Source organism: Luteibacter sp. OK325, from assembly GCF_003050935.1.
Taxonomy (GTDB): Bacteria; Pseudomonadota; Gammaproteobacteria; order Xanthomonadales; family Rhodanobacteraceae; genus Luteibacter.
On sequence record NZ_QAOX01000008.1, the window covers coordinates 154,144 to 174,132 of the forward strand.

General features: G+C 65.1%; 15 protein-coding genes and 1 riboswitch. Of the genes, 8 read left to right on the top strand and 7 right to left on the bottom strand.

Going from position 1 to position 19,989, the window contains the following annotated elements; genetic code table 11:
• Positions 1-121: 121 nt before the first annotated feature.
• Genes C8J98_RS17225 through C8J98_RS17235 form a run of 3 tightly spaced genes read right to left on the bottom strand, consistent with a single transcriptional unit; the run spans position 122 to position 3,420 of the window.
• Positions 122-1,189, bottom strand: a complete 1,068-nt coding sequence (locus C8J98_RS17225; RefSeq protein WP_107914413.1) for a homoserine dehydrogenase — start codon at positions 1,187-1,189, stop codon at positions 122-124.
• A complete protein-coding gene (gene metB, locus C8J98_RS17230) occupies positions 1,186-2,379 on the bottom strand; it encodes a cystathionine gamma-synthase (RefSeq protein WP_107914414.1) in 1,194 nt (397 codons plus the stop codon). The genes C8J98_RS17225 and metB overlap by 4 nt, the downstream gene beginning before the upstream one ends.
• 3 nt (positions 2,380-2,382) lie before the next feature.
• Entirely contained in the window at positions 2,383-3,420 is a 1,038-nt protein-coding gene (locus C8J98_RS17235) for a homoserine O-succinyltransferase (protein ID WP_107914415.1), read from the bottom strand.
• 95 nt (positions 3,421-3,515) lie between these two features.
• A riboswitch (SAM riboswitch) is annotated at positions 3,516-3,629 on the bottom strand.
• A gap of 251 nt (positions 3,630-3,880) precedes the next feature.
• On the opposite strand from C8J98_RS17235, the gene C8J98_RS17240 reads away from it, so the two are divergent.
• On the top strand, positions 3,881-4,897 hold the full coding sequence (locus C8J98_RS17240; RefSeq protein ID WP_107914416.1) for a cysteine synthase A: 1,017 nt from the start codon (positions 3,881-3,883) through the stop codon (positions 4,895-4,897).
• Between the two features lie 147 nt (positions 4,898-5,044).
• Positions 5,045-6,646, top strand: coding sequence for a peptide chain release factor 3 (locus C8J98_RS17245; RefSeq protein ID WP_107914417.1), 1,602 nt, complete (start codon positions 5,045-5,047; stop codon positions 6,644-6,646).
• A gap of 164 nt (positions 6,647-6,810) precedes the next feature.
• Here the strand turns inward: C8J98_RS17245 and C8J98_RS17250 are convergent, their stop codons facing one another.
• A complete protein-coding gene (locus C8J98_RS17250; protein WP_107914418.1) occupies positions 6,811-8,472 on the bottom strand; it encodes an FAD-dependent oxidoreductase in 1,662 nt (553 codons plus the stop codon).
• A 134-nt stretch (positions 8,473-8,606) separates the two neighbouring features.
• Between C8J98_RS17250 and C8J98_RS17255 the strand changes: the two genes are divergently transcribed.
• Genes C8J98_RS17255 through C8J98_RS17275 form a run of 5 tightly spaced genes read left to right on the top strand, consistent with a single transcriptional unit; the run spans position 8,607 to position 15,609 of the window.
• On the top strand, positions 8,607-9,515 hold the full coding sequence (locus C8J98_RS17255; protein WP_107914419.1) for a type II CAAX endopeptidase family protein: 909 nt from the start codon (positions 8,607-8,609) through the stop codon (positions 9,513-9,515).
• 47 nt (positions 9,516-9,562) lie between these two features.
• Positions 9,563-13,216: a response regulator gene (locus tag C8J98_RS17260; protein WP_107914420.1), complete on the top strand. Its 3,654-nt coding sequence runs from the start codon at positions 9,563-9,565 to the stop codon at positions 13,214-13,216.
• A 1-nt stretch (position 13,217) separates the two neighbouring features.
• Positions 13,218-14,057: a CheR family methyltransferase gene (locus C8J98_RS17265; RefSeq protein ID WP_233260269.1), complete on the top strand. Its 840-nt coding sequence runs from the start codon at positions 13,218-13,220 to the stop codon at positions 14,055-14,057.
• Positions 14,054-14,623 (top strand): chemotaxis protein CheB, encoded by a 570-nt coding sequence (locus C8J98_RS17270; RefSeq protein ID WP_107914421.1) that lies wholly within the window; start codon positions 14,054-14,056, stop codon positions 14,621-14,623. The genes C8J98_RS17265 and C8J98_RS17270 overlap by 4 nt, the downstream gene beginning before the upstream one ends.
• Positions 14,620-15,609 (top strand): diguanylate cyclase, encoded by a 990-nt coding sequence (locus C8J98_RS17275; RefSeq protein ID WP_107914422.1) that lies wholly within the window; start codon positions 14,620-14,622, stop codon positions 15,607-15,609. Before C8J98_RS17270 ends, C8J98_RS17275 begins: the two co-directional genes overlap by 4 nt.
• A gap of 1 nt (position 15,610) precedes the next feature.
• Here C8J98_RS17275 and C8J98_RS17280 read toward each other — a convergent pair whose 3' ends face one another.
• On the bottom strand, positions 15,611-16,486 hold the full coding sequence (locus C8J98_RS17280; protein WP_107914423.1) for a LysR substrate-binding domain-containing protein: 876 nt from the start codon (positions 16,484-16,486) through the stop codon (positions 15,611-15,613).
• A gap of 92 nt (positions 16,487-16,578) precedes the next feature.
• Here C8J98_RS17280 and C8J98_RS17285 point away from each other — a divergent pair, with 92 nt between their 5' ends.
• Positions 16,579-17,592: a putative sulfate exporter family transporter gene (locus C8J98_RS17285; RefSeq protein ID WP_233260270.1), complete on the top strand. Its 1,014-nt coding sequence runs from the start codon at positions 16,579-16,581 to the stop codon at positions 17,590-17,592.
• A gap of 164 nt (positions 17,593-17,756) precedes the next feature.
• On the opposite strand, the gene C8J98_RS17290 is transcribed toward C8J98_RS17285, so the two are convergent.
• Complete coding sequence (locus C8J98_RS17290) at positions 17,757-19,160, bottom strand: aminotransferase class III-fold pyridoxal phosphate-dependent enzyme (protein WP_107914425.1); 1,404 nt, start codon at positions 19,158-19,160, stop codon at positions 17,757-17,759.
• Positions 19,157-19,870 (bottom strand): MtnX-like HAD-IB family phosphatase, encoded by a 714-nt coding sequence (locus tag C8J98_RS17295; RefSeq protein ID WP_107914484.1) that lies wholly within the window; start codon positions 19,868-19,870, stop codon positions 19,157-19,159. The genes C8J98_RS17290 and C8J98_RS17295 overlap by 4 nt, the downstream gene beginning before the upstream one ends.
• Between the last annotated feature and the right edge of the window lie 119 nt (positions 19,871-19,989).

Here is a 19,989-nt window from a genome sequence, read left to right on the forward strand (position 1 = left end):
TCTGTGTGGAACCCGCTTCTGTGTGGGACCCGCTTCCGTGTGGGAGCCGCTTCAGCGGCGATAGCAAGGTTGCCTCGACACCATCGCCGGCCTAGCCGGCTCCCACAGAAAGCGGACCGCACTACAAGGCGAGCACATCTCCCAGCAACGCCTGCGCCGTAATCTCCGGGCCAGCACCCGGGCCTTGAATGACCAGCGGCGTCGCGTGGTAGCGCGTGGTAGTCAATGCGAACTGGTTGTCTGTCCCCGACAGACGCGATGCCGGATGCTCGGGGCCTACTTCGAACAAGCCGACGCGGGCACGGCCACGCTGGTTCAGACGCGCGAGGTAGCGCAGTACCTTGCCGTTCGCCTTCGCCGCGGCCTGGCGTTTACGTAGCGGCTCGTCGAGCTCTTCGAGGCGATCGAGGAACGTTTTCGTATCCAGCGAACGAAGCGCCTCGGGGACGAGACTTTCGATCTCTACTTCCTCACTGCCCAACGAGAAGCCTGCGTTGCGCGCAATGATCAGTAGCTTGCGCGCGACGTCTTCACCCGAAAGGTCCGACCGCGGATCCGGCTCGGTGAAACCGAGGCGGCGGGCATCGCGCAGCAACGCGGAGAAGGGGCGGCTACCGTCGTACTGGTTGAACAACCAGGAGAGCGAGCCCGAAAAGACACCTTCCAGCGTGAGCAGGCTGTCGCCGCACTGGCGCAGGCGACGCAGGGTGGACAAGACCGGCAGGCCAGCGCCGACCGTGGCGGCATCGCCGTAGATACTGCCATTGGCCGAGGCCGCCTGCAGCGCGCGCCAGCCCGATAGCGGACCACCAGCTAGCGCCTTGTTGGCGGTAACAACGTGGTAGCCCGCCGCCAGCCACTCCGAATGACGACTTGCCTCGGTGGCGCAGGCTGTCGCGTCGATAACGACCTTGCGTGAAGCTCCGGTCGCGTCTAGCGCGGCCAACAGCGGCGCATTCTCGCGTCCATCCCTACCCTTGCTCAGACGTTCAGCAACTTCGGCCGGGACGACGCCATCGGCAACGGCATGCTGGCGACGTGAATTGGCCGCGCCAACGAGGCGTAGCGAGCGCGCCGCAGGCGTCGCCAGCAATGTGAGCAACGCACGACCGACCACTCCCGTGCCCAGGAGCACGACTGCCGTGCGCGGAGGCACGTCAACGACGGGCGCCACAACCACCGCGCTCATGCGCCGACCTTGCGTTTAGAGGTGACTGAAGCGACCGCGGCGGCGCGGGCGAGCGCGGCATCGAGGTCGGCCAGCAGGTCGTCGCCGTCTTCGATGCCAACGGACAGACGCAGGAGGCTATCCGAAATGCCTGCAACCACACGAGCCTCGGGAGCCATGGATGCATGCGTCATCGTGGCTGGATGGGCGACGAGGCTTTCTACGCCGCCGAGCGATTCCGCCAGCGAGAAGTAGCGTAGACCGTCGACGAAAGCTTCAATCGCATCGTTGCCGCCGGCGACCTCGAAGCTCAGCATGGCGCCAAAGCCCTTCTGCTGACGCTGTGCCAATGCGTGACCAGGGTGCGAGGCCAGACCGGGGTAATACACGCGGGAAACGGCGTCGTGGCTGTCCAGGCGCTCGGCAATACGGTGTGCGTTCTCTTCATGCGCACGCAGGCGGACGGCGAGTGTGCGTACGCCGCGCAGCGTAAGGAAGCTATCGAATGGCGAACCGGTCAGACCGTTGCAGTTGCCCCACCACTTCAGCTGCTCGGCAACCGCCTGATCCCCGGCAATGACCGCGCCGCCTACGACGTCGCTATGGCCATTGATGTACTTCGTGGTCGAGTGCACGACGATGTCGGCGCCCAGCTTCAACGGCTGCTGCAGGGCCGGCGAAAGAAAGGTGTTGTCGACGACGACCAGCGCACCCACCGCATGAGCCGCCTGCGACACGTGACGCACGTCGGTGATCCGCAGTAGGGGGTTGGACGGCGTCTCGATCCAGACCAGTGCCGGTTTAGCGGCGAGGCCGTCGGCAAGCGCCGTGGGGTCTGTGAAGTCGACGAAGCGGACACTGAAGCGGCCCTTCTTCGCCCAAGCGTCGAGCAGGCGCCACGTGCCACCGTAGCAATCGTGGGCGGCGAGGACCAGCGCGCCCGCGGGAACCAGTTCGAGTGCGAGAGCCACCGCCGACATGCCGCTGCCGGTGACGACGGCGCCCGCGCCTTCCTCGAGTTCGGTGAGTGCTTCACCGAGCAGGTCGCGCGTGGGATTGCCGCTACGCGAATAGTCATACGCGCGCTTGCGACCGAAGCCCTCGAAGGCGTAGTTGGTGGAAAGGTGCAACGGGGGCACCACGGCGCCGTGCTGCGTATCGGATTCGATGCCGGCGCGCACGGCGCGGGTACAAAGGCGGGAATCGGTCATGACTTAGTGGTCTCCGCGACAGTCGTTGAGTGCGTGACGCAGCACGGGAGCGATCTGCACGGTTTCTTTGAGGAAGGCGTCGTGGCCGTAAGGCGACTCCACGACTTCGAGGGTGGCGGTGCCGGCCAGACGACGCTGCAGTTCGCAGAGGTCGGCCAGCGGCACGAGCCGGTCGGAGGGGAAACCGACCAGGGTCGTCGGTGCCGTGACGCGTTCCGGTGATACGTCGTGCAGGTCGATCGACTCGGACAGGGCGAGGAAACGCTCGGCCTCGAAGCGCTCGACGAAACGGCGGCCGGCATGCTCGAGGTAATCCTCCACGGGGAAATGGAAGCGACCATCGCGAAGTTCCGGACCCGCGGCGAAACGACGGGAAAATTCTTCGCTGCCGCGATAGGTGGTCATGGCGAGCTGGCGTGCGAGGGCGAGCGCTTCGTCCGTGCGCCCCGAGTCAACGCCGAGCCGCACGATGCTGCGCTGGATCGAACGCTGCGCGGTGGACAGTGGGTGTGGACGATGCGCGCCGGCAAGCAGGATCAGCGACTTCAGTTTGTCCGGGTGGTTCGCAGCAAAAGCGAGTGCGGTCATCGCTCCGTACGACGAACCCACGAATGCCTGCACGCGGCCGATACCCAGTTCATCGACGAGGGCGGCCAGCGCGGCGGCCTGGTCTTCGCTCGACACCGACTCGGCCTGGCCGAGATCGGCGGGGACCAGCCAGTCAATCGCGAGCACACGGCAGTGATCGAGGTCGATGGCCGCACCACGGCCAACCAGTTCCTGCCACCACCCTGTACTGCGTTCGCGACCGGTGCATACATCGCGGTCGGCGGAGATGCCGCCCTGGACGATGATCGTCGGTGCGTGCGGCGCGCCGCACCAGAGGTAATGGACGTCCACCTCGACGGCGTCACTGCCGTACTTCGGCGTGAACGACACCCTGCGCGTACCGCGCTGCTCGGTGAGATCGGCTGCGCTGCGCGGCGCGGGGGAAACAACCGCTTCGGGGAGGGAGATCACGATGAGGGGCTCTGCTGACATGGTCCGGATTCCTGCGTTCGGGATCGAGCCCAGCGGGGAACCGGCAGTCGGAGTGTCCCTTCAAGCGGATGCGCGTACGCATGCCCGCAAAGGACATCCCATCTATCGGCTGACGTGAAGACACGCCCCGCAGGAGTTGGCACCGTCGCGGAAATCCGCAGGTTGCCCCGGCTTCAAAGGGCCTGTCCCTCAGCCGGTCTCGATGAGTGGAATTGAAGATACGCCCGGATCCGATACGTGTCAACAGCCGTTTAGACGTCCAGATGTCTAGAAGTCTTCTTTTCCAATGACAGAGAATTCCTTGTGGGAGCCGCTTCAGCGGCGAATGGGCGTCGCCATGTAGCCACGCCTTATCGCCGCTGAAGCGGCTCCCACACAGGCCCGGTCGCCGATGAATCGGCTCCTACAGCGGGAACGCGGCGCCAATTACAGGGGGTCGTCAAGGCGCTAGGATTGACCCATGACTACCCATGCCAGCTTCGCCGCCGCCATCGGCAATACCCCCCTCCTCCGCCTGCGGTATGCCTCGGAGGCAACCGGTTGCGAGATCCTCGCCAAAGCGGAGTTCCTGAACCCGGGTGGCTCGGTGAAGGACCGCACCGCACTGGGCCTGCTGGACGATGCCGAGCGCCAGGGACTGCTCCGGCCGGGCGCGATGCTGGTCGAGGGCACCGCGGGGAACACGGGCATCGGCCTGGCCCTGCTGGGTGCCAGCCGTGGCTACCACACACTCGTCGTCATGCCGGACACGCAGAGCCAGGAGAAGATCGACGCCCTTCATGTCGCCGGGGCGCAGGTGCGCCTTGTTCCGGTGGCGCCGTTCACGGATCCCGGCCATTACGCCCGGACGGCCCGCCGGCTGGCCGAGGAGATGAACGCCACCGATCCCGGCAGCGCCTGGTTCGCGAACCAGTTCGACAACACCGCCAATCGCGACTGGCACGAGGCCCACACCGGCCGGGAGATCTGGGAGCAGACCGGCGGCCGTATCGATGGCTTCGTCTGCGCGGCGGGGACTGGTGGCACCCTGGCTGGCGTCGGCCGGGCCCTGAAGGCCCGTCGCGCCGACATCCGCATCGCGCTGGCCGACCCGGCAGGCTCGGTCTTCGCCCGCTACGTCCAGACCGGCGAACTCGTCGGCGAGGGGAGCTCGATCAGCGAGGGCATCGGTAACAGCCGGATCACGGCCAATTTCGAGGGCGCGCCGATCGACCTGGCCTGGTCCATCCCGGACGACGAGTCCGTCCCGCTGCTTCACGACCTGCTCCACCGCGAGGGCTATTGCGTGGGCGGCTCCAGCGGCGTGAACGCGGCGGGTGCCATCCGGCTGGCCCGCGAACTCGGGCCCGGCCATACCATCGTGACCGTGCTCTGCGACGGCGGCATGCGCTACCAGGCCAAGCTGTTCAACCCGGCATTCCTGCGCAGCAAGGGCATTCCGGTGCCATCGTGGCTGGGCACCGCCTTCCCGGGTTAGCGCCAGACCCGTGTAGGAAGCCGATTCATCGGCGATCCCGCGGCAGCGGGCCAGACGGTGGCACACCTCATCGCCGCTGAAGCGGCTCCCACGGGTCAATTGGCTGATAGAATAAGCGGTTAGCCTATCTATCCCGGCCCGAAGACCATGTCCTCACACCTCACCGAAACCCGCCGCCGGCGCAGCTTCGCCATCGTCAGCCACCCCGACGCGGGCAAGACCACGCTGACCGAAAAGCTGCTGCTGTTCGGTGGCGCGATCCAGATGGCCGGCTCGGTGAAGAGCCGCAAGGCCGCACGCCACGCGACCTCGGACTGGATGGCGCTGGAAAAGGAACGTGGCATTTCGGTGACCTCGTCGGTCATGCAGTTCCCGTACGACGACGCCATCGTGAACCTGCTCGATACCCCGGGCCATGCGGACTTCTCCGAGGACACGTATCGCGTGCTTACCGCGGTCGACTCGGCCCTGATGGTGATCGACTGCGCGAAGGGCGTCGAGGAACGCACCATCAAGCTGATGGAAGTCTGCCGGCTGCGCGATACGCCGATCATGACCTTCATCAACAAGCTCGACCGCGAGGGCCGCTCGCCGATCGAACTGCTCGATGAAGTCGAATCCGTGCTCGGCATCGCCTGCGCACCGCTCACCTGGCCGATCGGCATGGGCTCACGCCTGAAGGGCGTTTATCACGTACTGCTCGACGAAGTGCATGTGTTCGAACCGGGCAAGAACGCTACCCGACAGGACTCGACCATCTTCAAGGGCCTCGACCATCCGGATCTCGCCGCCCGCATCGGCCAGTCCGCACTGGACGAACTGCGCGAGGAACTCGAACTGGTGATCGGCGCGTCGAATCCGTTCGACATCGAAGCCTATCTTGCAGGCAAGCAGACACCGGTTTTCTTCGGCTCTGCGGTGAACAACTTCGGCGTGCAGCTGTTGCTCGACTTCTTCGTCGAACACGCGCCGTCACCGCGCTCGCGCGATACGCTAACGCGCGTAGTAAAGCCGGAAGAAGAGAAGCTCACCGGTTTCGTTTTCAAGATCCAGGCCAACATGGATCCGGCCCACCGTGACCGCGTGGCGTTCATGCGCGTCTGCTCGGGCACGTACACGGCAGGCATGAAGATGCAGCAGACGCGCACAGGCAAGGAAGTCCGCATCGCCAATGCGCTTACCTTCATGGCCTCCGACCGCGAGATCGTCGAGCGCGCCTACCCGGGCGACGTCATCGGCCTGCACAACCACGGCAGCATCACCATCGGCGACACCTTCACCGAAGGCGAGTCACTCTCGTTCACCGGCATTCCGAACTTCGCACCGGAGCTGTTCCGTCGTGCACGCCTGCGCGATCCGATGAAGATGAAGGCCCTGCAGAAGGGTCTCGCCCAGTTGTCCGAAGAAGGCGCGACCCAGTTCTTCCGGCCGCTGATGTCGAACGACCTCATCCTGGGTGCGGTCGGCGTGCTGCAGTTCGACGTCGTCGCGTACCGGCTGAAAGACGAATACAACGTGGACTCGGCGTTCGAACAGGTCGGCGTCTCCACCGCGCGCTGGATCCATTGCGACGACGCGAAGAAGCTCGAGGAATTCCGTGAAAAGAACGCCGGCAACCTGGCGATCGATGGCGCGGGGGAGCTGGTCTACCTCGCGCCGACTCGCGTGAACCTGCAGCTCGCCCAGGAGCGCTGGCCCACGGTGCGCTTCGCCGCCACGCGCGAACACGCCGCCTCGGTCGACGTCTAACACCGAGCTGTGGGAGCCGCTTCAGCGGCGAAAAGCCAACGGAGCGGTGAGGCCGCAAGCTCCATGCAAAATGGTAGGAGCCGATTCATCGGCGATCCCGCGGCAGCGGGCAAGATTGCCGCGAGCACCCGATCGCCGATGAATCGGCTCCTACAGCTGGAAAGCTACAGAGGCGCCGGGTTGAGGAATCGGTGGATAGCCTGGACCACCACCGAGCCTTCACCCACGCCGGACGCCACGCGCTTAACCGACCCCGAGCGAACGTCGCCGACCGCGAAGACGCCGCGCAATGTCGTCGCATACGGCGATGGAGTCGCATAACCATCCGCATCGCGACCGGTGAGCACGAAGCCTTTCTTGTCGAGATCAAGGCAGCCCTGCAGCCAGGCGGTATTCGGTTCGGCGCCGATCATCACGAAGAGGGCGCCGATCTTCTTGCGCTCCTGCTTGCCATCGGCCTGGCACGCCCAGCCAACCTCGCGAAGATAGGTGTCGCCGTCGAGATGGTCGATCTGGCAGTGCGTGTGCAAGGTAATCCGCGGCGACTGCTGGATACGTTGGACGAGATAGTCGGACATGGTCGCAGCCAGTCCGTTGCCTCGCACGAGAATGTGCACATGCGCGACGGTGCGGGCGAGGAACATCGCCGCCTGGCCTGCGCTGTTCCCTCCGCCCACCACCGCGACTTCTTCGCCCGCGCAGAGCTGCGCTTCCATGGCGGTCGCCGCATAGTGGATACCCTGCCCTTCGAAGCGCTCGTAGTCGACGTGTTCCAGCTTGCGATAGCGGGCGCCGGTGGCAATGACGATGGCACGCGCCGAGGCGACGCTGCCGTCGTCCAGGCTCAAGCGGTAGGGGTGACGTCCGCAGTCCACGCTTTCCACGGCGCGCGCGATGGCCATATGCGCACCGAACTTCATTGCCTGCACCTGGGCGCGGCCGGATAGCGCCTGCCCCGAGATGCCGGTGGGAAAGCCCAGGTAGTTCTCGATCTTCGAACTGGTACCCGCCTGCCCGCCGGGTGCGAGTGCCTCGATGACCAGGGTATCCAGGCCTTCCGAGGCCGCGTACACGGCGGCGGCCAGGCCGGCCGGGCCGGCGCCAACCACGACCACGTCGTGCACGTGATCCGTGTCCAGCTCGATGCTGATGCCCAGGTCGTCGGCGAGCTCGCCAATGGTCGGACAGCGCAGGACACGCCGGTCCGGCATGATCACCACGGGGCATTCGTTGGCGTCGAGGCCGAAGCCCTCGAGCAGGTGCGCGGCGTCCTCGTCGATGTCCGTATCGAGGAGCCGGTAGGGGTAGCCATTGCGAATGAGGAAGCTGCGCAGCCGCGCGGTGTCTGCGGCGTGTGCCGAACCGGCCAGAATGACGCCGCCCTGGCCGCTCTGGATCAACCCCACGCGGCGCAGGATGAAGGCACGCATGATGATTTCGCCAATGTCCGGCTCACCCGAGACCAGCTTGCGGAAGCTGGTCGGATTCATGCGCACCAGGCGGGTCTCCGTGCCCGTGCGTCCGTTGACCATGATCTTGCGCTCACTGAAGAGATCCACTTCTCCGGTGAACTGGTTGGGACCGTGTACAACGAAGATGTTCGGCGTACCGTCCTCAGCGGTGTCGTAGACCTCGATCGAGCCATCGATCACGAAGAAGTAGTCGATGCGGCGCTCGCCACGGCGGAACAGCATGGTGCCGGCGGGAACGACCTCCTCCACGCCGTACTTCACCAGCCGCGCGGACATCTCCTCGTTGAGGTGCGGAAAGGTCTGCTCGCGGCGATTCGACGGACTCGACGGATCGTTTTCGGACGGTATGGCCATCGTGCAATTCCAGGTGGGATCGGGCGCGACAGCCCGCGGCTGTCACGTTAGCGGACGCGCCGCCGGCCTTCTTGTATCGGAGCACCATCATGCCTGCGTAGACTGCGGCCGCAAGCCCCGCCCCCGAGAAATCCATGTTCGCCAACGAGACCATCGCCATGCCGCCGGGCCATCCTTTCCGCCTGCTGCAGGTTCCGCTGGCCAGGCTCCTCCTCTTCTTCACCTTGCTGAAGGTGTTCCAGTGGATCGAGGGCCAGGTGTGGACCGCGCTGGGATTGCCCGGAGGGTTCATCCCCTTTCGCGATACCACCATGCCGATGGAGGCCCTGCGCCTGGCTCCCATCGTGCTGGCGTACTGGCTACTGGCAAGGCTGGTCGAACGGCGCAGACTCGACGAACTCGCCCCCGCGAGGGCGCTGCCGCACCTGCTCATCGGCCTGGTGGGCGGAGCGCTCTGTTTCTCCCTGATCGTCGCCGCGCTATGGGCGCTGGGTGCCTTCGTGGTCGACGGCGTGAACCGGGACGTCGACTGGCTCGGCCCCATTCTCGTCATGGGCGTGGGCGCGGGCGTCGGCGAGGAAATCATCAGCCGCGGCGTGATCTTCCGCATCGTCGAGGAAGGCCTGGGCACCTGGGCCGCCCTGCTGATTTCGGCGGCCGTATTCGGTGGCCTGCACCTATGGAACCCCAATGCGACCCCATGGAGTGCCCTGGCCATCGCGCTCGAGGCCGGCCTGCTGTTCGGCCTGATCTACCATCTGACCCGGTCGCTCTGGGTCTGCATGGGTGCCCACGCGGCCTGGAACATCGCCCAGGGCCCGTTCTACGGCATCCCGGTGTCGGGCTTCGAACAACGCGGCGTGCTCGCCTCACACATGCAGGGGCCCGCCTGGCTCACGGGAGGCGCCTTCGGTGCCGAAGCCTCCGTCGTCGCCCTTTGCATCTGTTCGGTCGTCACCGCCGTATGTCTTGCCGTGGCGGTCCGCCGCGGCAGTCTGGTTCCACCGCCCTGGCGGCGTGCCGGCCATGCTCAACGCGACTGAGCAAAGGTCGATACCATGCAGAACGCCACCTTCCCATCGGTCATCGCATGTCTTCCAAAGAAAAGCGGCACAGCTGGCTCGCAGACCAACCCTTGCAACGCAAGATCGTCATCGCGATCGGTGCCCTGCTAGCCCTTTTCGTCGCCGCGTCCATCGCCAACCTGGCCTCGCTGTGGCGGGAGAACGATACCCGGGACTGGTCCAAACACACCTATGTGGTCCTGATCACTCTTGCCGACGTCAACGACAACGCACAGGCGCGTCAGGTCGCGGCGCGTGGTTTCCTGCTCAACCAGTCCGATGCCGAGTACGCCGACTTCGAGACGGCCGACCGCGACCTCGTCAAGAGCGTGGCCGCCCTGCGTCAGCTCACCGCCGACAACGCGCTGCAGCAGTCGCGCATCGACCGCCTGCAAATCATGCTCGACCGCTGGAAGGACGAAGTCTCCCGGTACGCACTCGAACCCACGCGTGCCATCGGCAACGCCGCCACCCCCGAAGGCGCTCTCGCGCGCGAGTCGATCCGCCACGACTACCTCGAGCACCGCACCGTCCTCATGACCGACGTGCGCAGGTTGATCGACGAGATGTCGGCCACGGAGCACACGCTTCTGGATAGGCGCAACGGCGCGCTCGACGACGTGCTCACCGCCACCAAGTACATCGACATCTTCTCGCTGCTCGCCTGCCTGATCTTCGGCCTGTTCGTCATCGGCATGACCTTCCGCCTGATTACGCGTCCGATCGTGCGCATGACCGAGCTGATGTCGCGCCTGGCCGCGCACGACCATGGCATCGAGGTGCGCCAGCTCGCCCGCCGCGACGAGATCGGCGAGATCGCCCGCGCACTGCAGGTGTTCAAGGAGATGTCCATCGAGACGGCGGGCCAGACCTGGCTGAAGTCCACGGTGACCTCGATCTCCAACAAGCTGCAGGGCGCCACCACTTACCGCCAGTTTGCCGACGTGCTGGTCACCGAACTGGTGCCCGTGATGAAGGCCGGCCTCGGGATCTTCTATCTGTTCCACGAGCATTCGGCCCGTCTGGAACGGGTTGGTAGCTATGGCTTCAGGGAAGGCGGCCACCTCATTCCCGAGTACCGGCTCGGCGAAGGCCTGGTCGGCCAGGCCGCAAGCGAGCGGCGCACGATCGTCCTGCAGGATCTTCCCGACGACTACACCCGCATCCACTCGGGCATCGGCGAAGGTGCGCCACGCAGCGTCGTGGTCCTGCCCGTGACCTCGCGGGAGAGCCTGCTTGGCGTCGTGGAAATCGGCAGCTTCGCCCACCTCACCGCGCTTGAGGATCGCCTGCTCGAAGAGCTGATGCCGATCGTCGCGCTCTCGCTCGAAAACCTTGGCCGCGCCATCAGCACCCGCGCGCTGCTTGAACAGACCCAGAGCCAGGCCGACGAGCTGCGAGCCTCCGAGGAGGCCTTGCGCAGCCAGCAGGAAGACCTGCGCTCGACCAACGAGGAACTTAAGACCAGGACCACCGAGCTGCAGGAACAGTCGCACCGACTGGTCGCCTCCGAGGAAGAACTGCGCGTGCAGACCGAGGAGTTACACGCCTCGAACGAAGAGCTGCGCGAGAAGAGTGTCACCCTTAACGAGCAGAAAGACGCCCTCGAAGCCCTGCAGAAGGACACCCAGGACAAGGCCGAGGAGCTGGCTCGTGCGAGCCAGTACAAGTCCGAGTTCCTCGCCAACATGTCGCACGAGCTGCGCACGCCGCTGAACAGCCTGCTGATCCTCTCCCGCAGCCTCGCCGACAACGACGAGGAAAACCTCTCCGGTGAACAGGTGGAATCGGCGCGAATCATCCATGACGCCGGCTCCAACCTCCTGCGCCTGATCAACGACATCCTCGACCTGTCCAAGGTCGAGGCCGGCAAGATGGAGCTGGTGGTCGATACCTTCCCCCTGGCCGACCTCGCCCGGACCGTGGCCCGCACGTTCAACCATGTGGCCCAGGAAAAGAAGCTGGCGTTCTCCGTCGATGTGGCGCCGGGCCTTCCGGCCACCATGCGCACGGACGGCGCCAAGCTCGAGCAGGTCGCCAACAACCTGCTGAGCAACGCCTTCAAATTCACCGCCACCGGTACGGTCGGCCTTGTTGTCTCGCGCCCCGCAACGGGCGCCATCCTCCCGGCCGGCCTGGTTCCGGCCACGACCATCGCCATCGCCGTGAACGACACCGGTATCGGCATTCCGGCCGACAAGGTGCTGCGCGTCTTCCACGCCTTCGAACAGGTCGACGCCAGCACCAGCCGTCAGTACGGCGGCACCGGGCTGGGCCTGGCCATTTCGCGACGCATCGCGATGCTTCTCGGTGGCGATATCGTGCTGGCCAGTGAGCCGGGGCGCGGCAGCACGTTCACCGTCTACCTGCCCGAAGAAGCTCCCGACACCGGCCGCTCGGCGGACATCGTCCCGCTCCAACAGGCCGCTGCCGAAGCGACTCTGGCTCTCTCGCCAGGCCTGCTCACCGACACCATCGACGACGACCGCGCATCGCTCAGCCCCGGAGACACGGTCATCCTGGTGGTGGAGGACGATCCCGCCTTCGCCCGCATCCTCGCCGACATGGTTCACCGGAAGGGCCATCGGGTGCTTGCCGCCGGAGACGGCGAGTCCGGCCTTGCGCTGGCCAGACGTTATCGCCCCACCGGGATCCTGCTCGACGTGATGCTTCCCGGCATGGACGGCTGGACCGTGATTGACCGCCTGAAGAGCGACGCCGCCACACGACACATCCCGGTCCATTTCATTTCGGCGACCGACGACGCAACCCGCGGGCTGGAACTCGGTGCCGTCGGCTTCCTGACCAAGCCGGTCAGCCGCGAGTCCATCGCCAGTGCGTTCGACCGCATGCTGCACTTCGCCGAAGGCCGCACACGTCACCTGCTCGTGGTCGACGACGATGCCAGCGCGCGCACCGCCGTGCGCACCCTGCTCAAGGACGACTCGGTCGTGATCGAGGAAGCCGCGTCGGGCGAAGAAGCGCTGGCGAAGACCGCAAAAACCGTCTTCGACTGCATCGTGCTCGACCTCGGCCTTCCCGGCATGTCCGGCATCGAGTTTCTCGAGCACCTCTCGCGCGGCGGCCATACACCGCCGGTCGTCGTCTATTCGGGGCGCGACCTGAGCCGCGACGAAAGCATGAAGATCCGCCAGTACACCGACAGCATCGTGGTCAAGGGCGCGCGCTCGCCGGATCGCCTGCTCGACGAGGTGAGCCTGTTCCTGCACTCGATCCGCCACGGCGGCGGTGCGCGCGATGAGGCCACCACCGCGGCCGGCGGCGTGGATGAAGCCAGCCTGCGCGGCCGGCGCCTGCTACTGGTCGACGACGACATGCGCAACCTGTTCGCGCTGTCGAAGGTACTTCGCTCCAAGGGCATCGACGTGGTGATGGCCCAGGACGGGCAGAAGGCGCTGGACACTATCGACACCGACACCGGCATCGAACTGGTGCTCATGGACATCATGATGCCGGTCATGGACGGCTACGACACGATGCGCGCCATTCGCGCACGGCCCGCTGTCGCGAAGGTGCCGATCATTGCGCTCACGGCGAAAGCCATGCGCGGGGACCGCGAAAAATGCCTCGAAGCCGGCGCCAACGACTACCTGTCCAAGCCGATCGACGTCGATCGCCTGTTGTCGATGATCCGCGTCTGGCTGCCGACCAGGAGCTGAGGTGGACGTCGAAGACATCGAACTCCAGCTGTTCGTGCGCGCCATGCAACTGCGCCACGGCTACGACTTCAGCGAGTACGCACCGGCCTCGCTGAAGCGTCGCGTGCAGCAGCTGGTACGCACGCACGACGCGGGATCGATCAGCGAGCTCAATAGCCGGCTCTTGCACGAGGAGGGTTTCGTCACACGCGTGATCGAGGGCCTATCCGTGCCGGTCTCGGAGATGTTCCGCGACCCGCCGGTGTTCCGCACCCTGCGTGACAAGGTATTTCCCGTGCTGGCCTCGTATCCGGAGATCAACATCTGGCAGGCCGGCTGCGCACATGGCCAGGAGGTCTATTCGCTGGCGATCCTGCTCGAAGAAGCCGGCCTGTATGAGCGCTCGCGCATCTACGCCACCGATTTCAACGATGCCGCACTGGCGGTCGCGGCGGATGGCATCTACGCCACACGAGAGGCACGCGACTGGTCGCGTAACTACATCGAAGCCGGTGGCAGTCATTCGCTGAGCGACTACTACAGTGCGCGCTACGACTTCATCAAGCTCGACAAGCGCCTGCGCCGCAACGTCACCTTCTTCAACCACAACCTGGTCACTGACGAAGTGTTCTGCGAGGCGCACCTCATCCTGTGCCGGAACGTCCTGATCTATTTCAGCAACACCTTGCAGGATCGCACTCTCGGCCTGTTCCGCGACAGCCTGGTTCGCGGCGGATTCCTCTGCCTGGGTACGCGCGAGAATATCGACTTCTCGCCAGCCGCCGCGGGCTTCGCGGACGTGGATCACGCGCTGCGCATTTACCAGGTAGGCGGCGCAGGCGCGAGGCCGCTGGTCCGATGACGACACGCCAGGCCATCGTGATCGGCTGCAGTGCCGGGGGCCTCACCGCCCTGCAATGCCTGCTGCCCGGTCTCGACCCGCGACTGGGCGTCCCGGTTGTCGTCTGTTGCCACACCGGTTCGGCCGACGTCACCATCCTGGTCAACCTGCTCGGTCGCCATGCCAGCCTGCCTGTTGTCGAAGCCGCGGAGCGGGCGCCCGCCGACCCCGGGGTGATCCATATAGCACCCAGCGGTTACCACCTGATGGTCGAGCCGAACCTTCATTTCTCGCTGAGCGTCGATGAAAAGGTCGCTTACTCACGACCGTCGATCGACGTCCTTTTCGAAACAGCGGCGGACGCGTGGCACGACGGCCTGATTGCCGTGCTACTGACCGGCGCCAATTCCGATGGTGCCCAGGGATTGGTCGCCGTACGTCATGCCGGCGGCTACGCCATCGTGCAGGACCCCCTTACCGCGGAGGCGGATGTCATGCCCCTCGCCGGACTGGAGGCGGCGGGCGCAGACGCCTGCCTGCCCCTCGATGCCATCGCGGCCAGGCTCAACGAACTATGCCTTCCATGAATACGAATCGTCCCAAGATCCTCGTCGTCGACGACACTCCCGCCAACCTGGTGGCCATGCGCCGACTGCTCGCACGCGCGGATGCCGATATCTTCGAAGCCGCCAGTGGCAACGAAGCGCTGGCCCTGTGCCTGGACCATCAGTTCGCACTGGTCCTCCTGGACGTGAACATGCCGGAGATGGACGGCTTCGAAGTGGCGCAGTTCATCTCCGAAACCGACCATCTCAGCGAGACGCCGATCATCTTCGTCACGGCGGCTTACGCGGACGACATCAATCGCATCAAGGGCTACACGGCGGGCGCAGTCGACTACATCGCGAAGCCGATCAATGACGTCATCCTGCAGTCGAAGGTGAAGATTTTCCTCGAGCTGTATCGTGCCCGCGCGCTGCTGCAACAGGCGTTGGACGAGTTGTCGTTGCGCAACCAGCAGCTCACCACCGAGGTGGCCGAGCGCACGCGCATGGAACAGCTGGTCCGTCACCAGGCCACCCACGATGCGCTCACCGGCCTGCCCAATCGCACCCTGTTCCGCGATCGCCTGGAGGATGCCATCGCCGTGGGCGATGCCGAAGGCGGTTCGTTCGCACTGGCATACATCGACATCGACGGCTTCAAGGGCGTCAACGATGGCCACGGGCACGCCGCTGGCGACGCCCTGCTGAAAGCGATCGCGGGTCGCCTCGATAGCCGCACGCGCGAGTCGGATACGGTCGCCCGACTGGGCGGCGACGAGTTTGCCGTGCTGCTGAACGACGCCGCCGATGCGCAGTCCGCGCTGGCCCGCTGCCAGACGCTGTGCGATGCGATCGCCGAACCCTACACGCTCGAGGTCAACGGCTCGCGACTGGCCGTGACCATCGGCGCCAGCATCGGCGTGACGCTGTTCATCCCCGGCGATGCCTACGACCGCATCGTGGCCGCCGCCGATACGGCCATGTACGACGCCAAGCGATCGGGCAAGAACCGTTGCGTGTTTGGTTGAGTCAGAGACTGGCCAGGAACGCTTCCAGCACCGCCCCGCGATATCGCTGCCGATGCAACAGAATCGACAGTGTCCGTGTCAGGTCGAGAAACGGCGTCGGCACCACCACCAGCCGGCCTGTCTTCACCGCATCCACGATCGCCACCTCGGGCAGACACGCGATACCAAGCCCGGCGATCACCGCCTGCTTGATCGCTTCGGACTGATCGAGCTCGAGCACCACCCTTCCTTCAGGCAAGGCCGCCAACGCCCGCTCACTGAGCGCGCGCGTGGCCGAACCACGCTCGCGTAACACCCAGCGCGCGCCGGCGAAATGTTCCCGCTTCGGGCGGGCCTTGCCGGCGAGCGCATGGTCGGGGCGGGCGCAGACCACGAGACGATCCTCACGCCACGGTCGGGACTCGATCGCGGGATGATTGACCGGCCCTTCGACGCAGCCGATGTCGAAGTCATGATCGAGCACGCCCTGGGCGATGCGCGCCGTATTGGCGACACCAAGCCGCAGCGCCACGCCAGGATGTTCCGCGGCGAACGGGCCAAGCAGGTCGCCGACCAGATAATTACCCACCGTGTTGCTCGCCCCGATGCCGATATCTCCGGTGAGCTCGACCACCGAACCTTCGGCTCGGCGACCGAACTCGGCATGGCGCTCGATCAGCTCCCTCGCCAGGGGCAAGAGCTCGCGTCCGCGGTCGTTCAGGCGGAGTCGTCCGCGCTCGCGAGCGAAGAGTGGCGACCCGATCTGCCGCTCCAGCTCGGCCAGCGCCATGCTCGCCGCCGGCTGACTGAGGAAAAGGCGTTCGCTGGCAGCGCGGACGTTACCGGCGGTGGCGATGGCAACGAAAACCTCGAGCTGACGGGGGCTGATGGCATGCATAAGTCTTACTTATACGATTGATCAGGTATTTTCAATATTCTTATCCATGGCAATACGGGAAAATGACCTCCTTGCCCGAAAGGATCGTCCCCGTGCCCGCTGTCGCCCTCCCGCCTCAATCCGCGCCACGCCTTCCGGGCATCCTCCTCGCCCTGTCGGTCGCCGCCGCGGCCTTCGGCCTCGGCCGGCTCATGCCCCTGATCGGCGGTGCCGTCTGCGGCATCGTGCTGGGTATCCTCGTGCGCCATTTCGCGCCGCCCGAGGAACGTTTCCAGCCCGGCATCCGCTTCGCTTCGAAGCAGGTACTTCAGTGGTCCATCATTGCCCTCGGCTTTGGTCTCAGCCTCACTCAGGTGGCCCATACCGGCATGGAATCGCTCTCGGTGACGCTGGCGACGGTCGCCGCCGCGGGCCTGGCGGCATGGATCCTCGGCCGCTTGCTCGGCGTGCATGGCAAGCTGAAGCTGCTGATCGGCGTGGGCACCGCCATCTGCGGAGGCTCGGCCATCGCCGCGGTGGTTCCCATCATCAAGCCCGACGAGCACGACACCGCCTTCGCCATCTCGACGATCTTCCTGTTCAATCTCGTCGCGGTGCTGCTATTTCCCGCGCTTGGCCACTGGATGGGCCTCTCCGACCTGGGCTTCGGCCTCTGGGCAGGCACCGCCATCAACGATACTTCGTCGGTGGTCGCGGCCGGCTACAGCTACAGCCACGCGGCCGGTGATTTCGCGACGATCGTGAAGCTCACGCGCGCCACGCTGATTATCCCGATCAGCCTCGGCATTGCGCTTATCGTCGCCTGGCGGGAGAAGCGCAGCGGTGCGACCGACTTCAGCCTGGCGAAGATCTTCCCCTGGTTCATCGTCTGGTTTCTCGTGGCTTCGGGCATCCGCACGGCCGGCTTCGTTCCCGAAGTCGCCCTGCCGGTGATTCACTTCGTTGCGGAGTGCCTGATCATCGTCGCGCTGACGGCGATAGGCCTGTCGGCGGATCTGCGTCGGATGGCTTCGACGGGGCCGCGGCCGATTCTGCTGGGGCTTGGGGTGTGGGCGGCAGTGGCGTTGACCAGCCTGCTTGTGCAGCACCTTATCGGGCGCTGGTAGCCCGCACATGTAGGAGCCGATTCATCGGCGATGGGTGCTTGCGGCAACTCCGCTCTGTTGGCTTTTCGCCGCTGAAGCGGCTCCCACATTACTTATACAAAAAAACCCGGGCCGTGCATCCGGCCCGGGCAAGCTCACTTAAACCATCGCAAGGCTGCCGGGTATCAGCCGCGCTTGGCCAGCGTCAACAGCTGGTCGAGCAACGCGATGGCCAGGTCGATTTCGTCATGCGTGATGTCGAGCGACGGCGCGAACGTGATCACGTTCTTGTACCAGCCGCCCACATCGAGCACGAGACCGATCTTCTTGCCGTTGTGGGTGAGACCGCCGGCAAGACCGATGTCGACCATGCGGTCGAGCAGCGCCTTGTTCGGCGTGAAGCCGTCGTCCGTGCAGATCTCGGCGCGCAGTGCGAGACCGAGGCCGTCCACGTCGCCGATTTCCTTGTGACGCTTCTGCAGGTCGCGCAGGCCGTCGAGGAAGTGCTTGCCCTTCTCCGCCACGCGCGTGCCGTAATCGAGCTCGTAGCCCATCTTGATCACTTCCAGGCCCAGCGCGGTGCCGAGCGGATTGGAATTGAATGTGGAATGGGTCGAGCCCGGCGGGAAGATCTCCGGGTTGATCAGCTCTTCACGCGCCCAGATGCCCGAAAGCGGATTGAGGCCGTTGGTCAGCGCCTTGCCGAACACCAGCACATCGGGGCTCACGCCGAAATGCTCGATGGACCACAGCTTGCCGGTGCGCCAGAAGCCCATCTGGATTTCGTCGACCACCATCAGGATGCCGTACTTGTCGAGCACCTTCTTCAGATCGATGAAGAAGTTCTTCGGCGGGATGACGTAGCCGCCGGTGCCCTGGATCGGCTCGACGTAGAACGCTGCGTACTCGGCCTCACCGACCTTGGGATCCCACACGCCGTTGTATTCGGTTTCGAACAGGCGCGCGAACTGGCGCACGCAGGCGTCGGAGTACTCTTCCGGCGTCATGCCCTTCGGGCGACGGAACGGATACGGGAACGGGATGAACTGCGCCCGCTCGCCGAAATGGCCGAAGCGACGACGGTAGCGGTAGCTGGAGGTGATTGACGAGGCACCGAGCGTACGGCCGTGGTAGCCGCCCTCGAAGGCGAACATCAGGCTCTTGCCGCCGCGCGCGTTGCGCACGATTTTCAGCGAATCTTCCACCGCCTGCGCGCCACCGACGTTGAAGTGGCAACGGCCGTCGAGACCGAACTTCTCTTTCGCGTCGACCGCGATGGTCTTGGCGAGCTCGATCTTGCCCTGGTGCAGGTACTGGCTGGCCACCTGCGGCAGCAGGTCGATCTGCGCCTTCAGGGTGTCGTTGAGGCGCTTGTTGCCGTAACCGAAGTTCACGGCCGAATACCACATCTGCAGGTCGAGGAACGGGATGTTCTCGCTGTCGTAGATGTAGCTGCCTTCGGCATGACGGAAGATCTTCGGCGGGTCGACGTAATGCACGGTGTCGCCGAAAGAACAGTACTTCGCCTCGTCGGCGAGCAGGGTCGCGTCGTCGATGACGACCTGCGGAGTCTTGGTGAGGATGGTCATACGGGAATTTCCTGGACGTTCGTCGCGGTCATGGGCATTACGGTCTGCGGCAGCAAGGTGCCGTCGATCAGGGAGGGAAGCAGTTCGATGGCTTCGTCGAAGCTGGCAATCGGCACATAGGGAATGCCGGCGGCGCGGCAGTGCTCGATCAGGCGGTTCTTGGCGAAGACGAAATCCACACGATCGGCGGCACAGAAATCCGAAGCGCCATCGCCGATCAGTAGTGTCTTGCCACCGCGCGCCTTGGCGATGTCGACCCGTGCGCACTTGCAGGTGCCGCTACGGCAACCGGCCACGCTATAGGGCGAGGTGAGGTTCCACGCGCGCGTGTCGACCTGGTTCAGATGATTGGCCACGGTCGGCAGGCTGTCGATGCCGTGGCTGGCAAGGATGGCGTGGATCGCCTGGTCCAGACCGTCGCTGACGATCTCCATGGGGATGCCGTAATCGATCGTCAACTTTACGAAGGCGGCGAAACCGTGGTCGATATGCAGACCATCGAGATGACGATCCAGTTCGGCGCGGCTCATGTCGAGCAGGGCAACCTGGCCGGCCATGCACACGGCCGAACCGATCACGCCCGCACGCCAGTCGCGCTCGAGGATTTCCCATCCGGGACGGCCGAAGCGGTCCAGTAATGAGTCGATGACGTCCTCGACGGCGATCGTGCCGTCGAAGTCGCACAGGATGTTCCAGTCAGGTGAGCTCAGCACAACGTAAGCAGCCGTTTTTCAGGATGCTGCGCAGGCTACGTGGCCTCCCTTTCCGACCCCTTTCCCGGTGAGGAAAGCGTGAGCTAAGCCAGCTTATGGCATGCTTTGGCCATCCC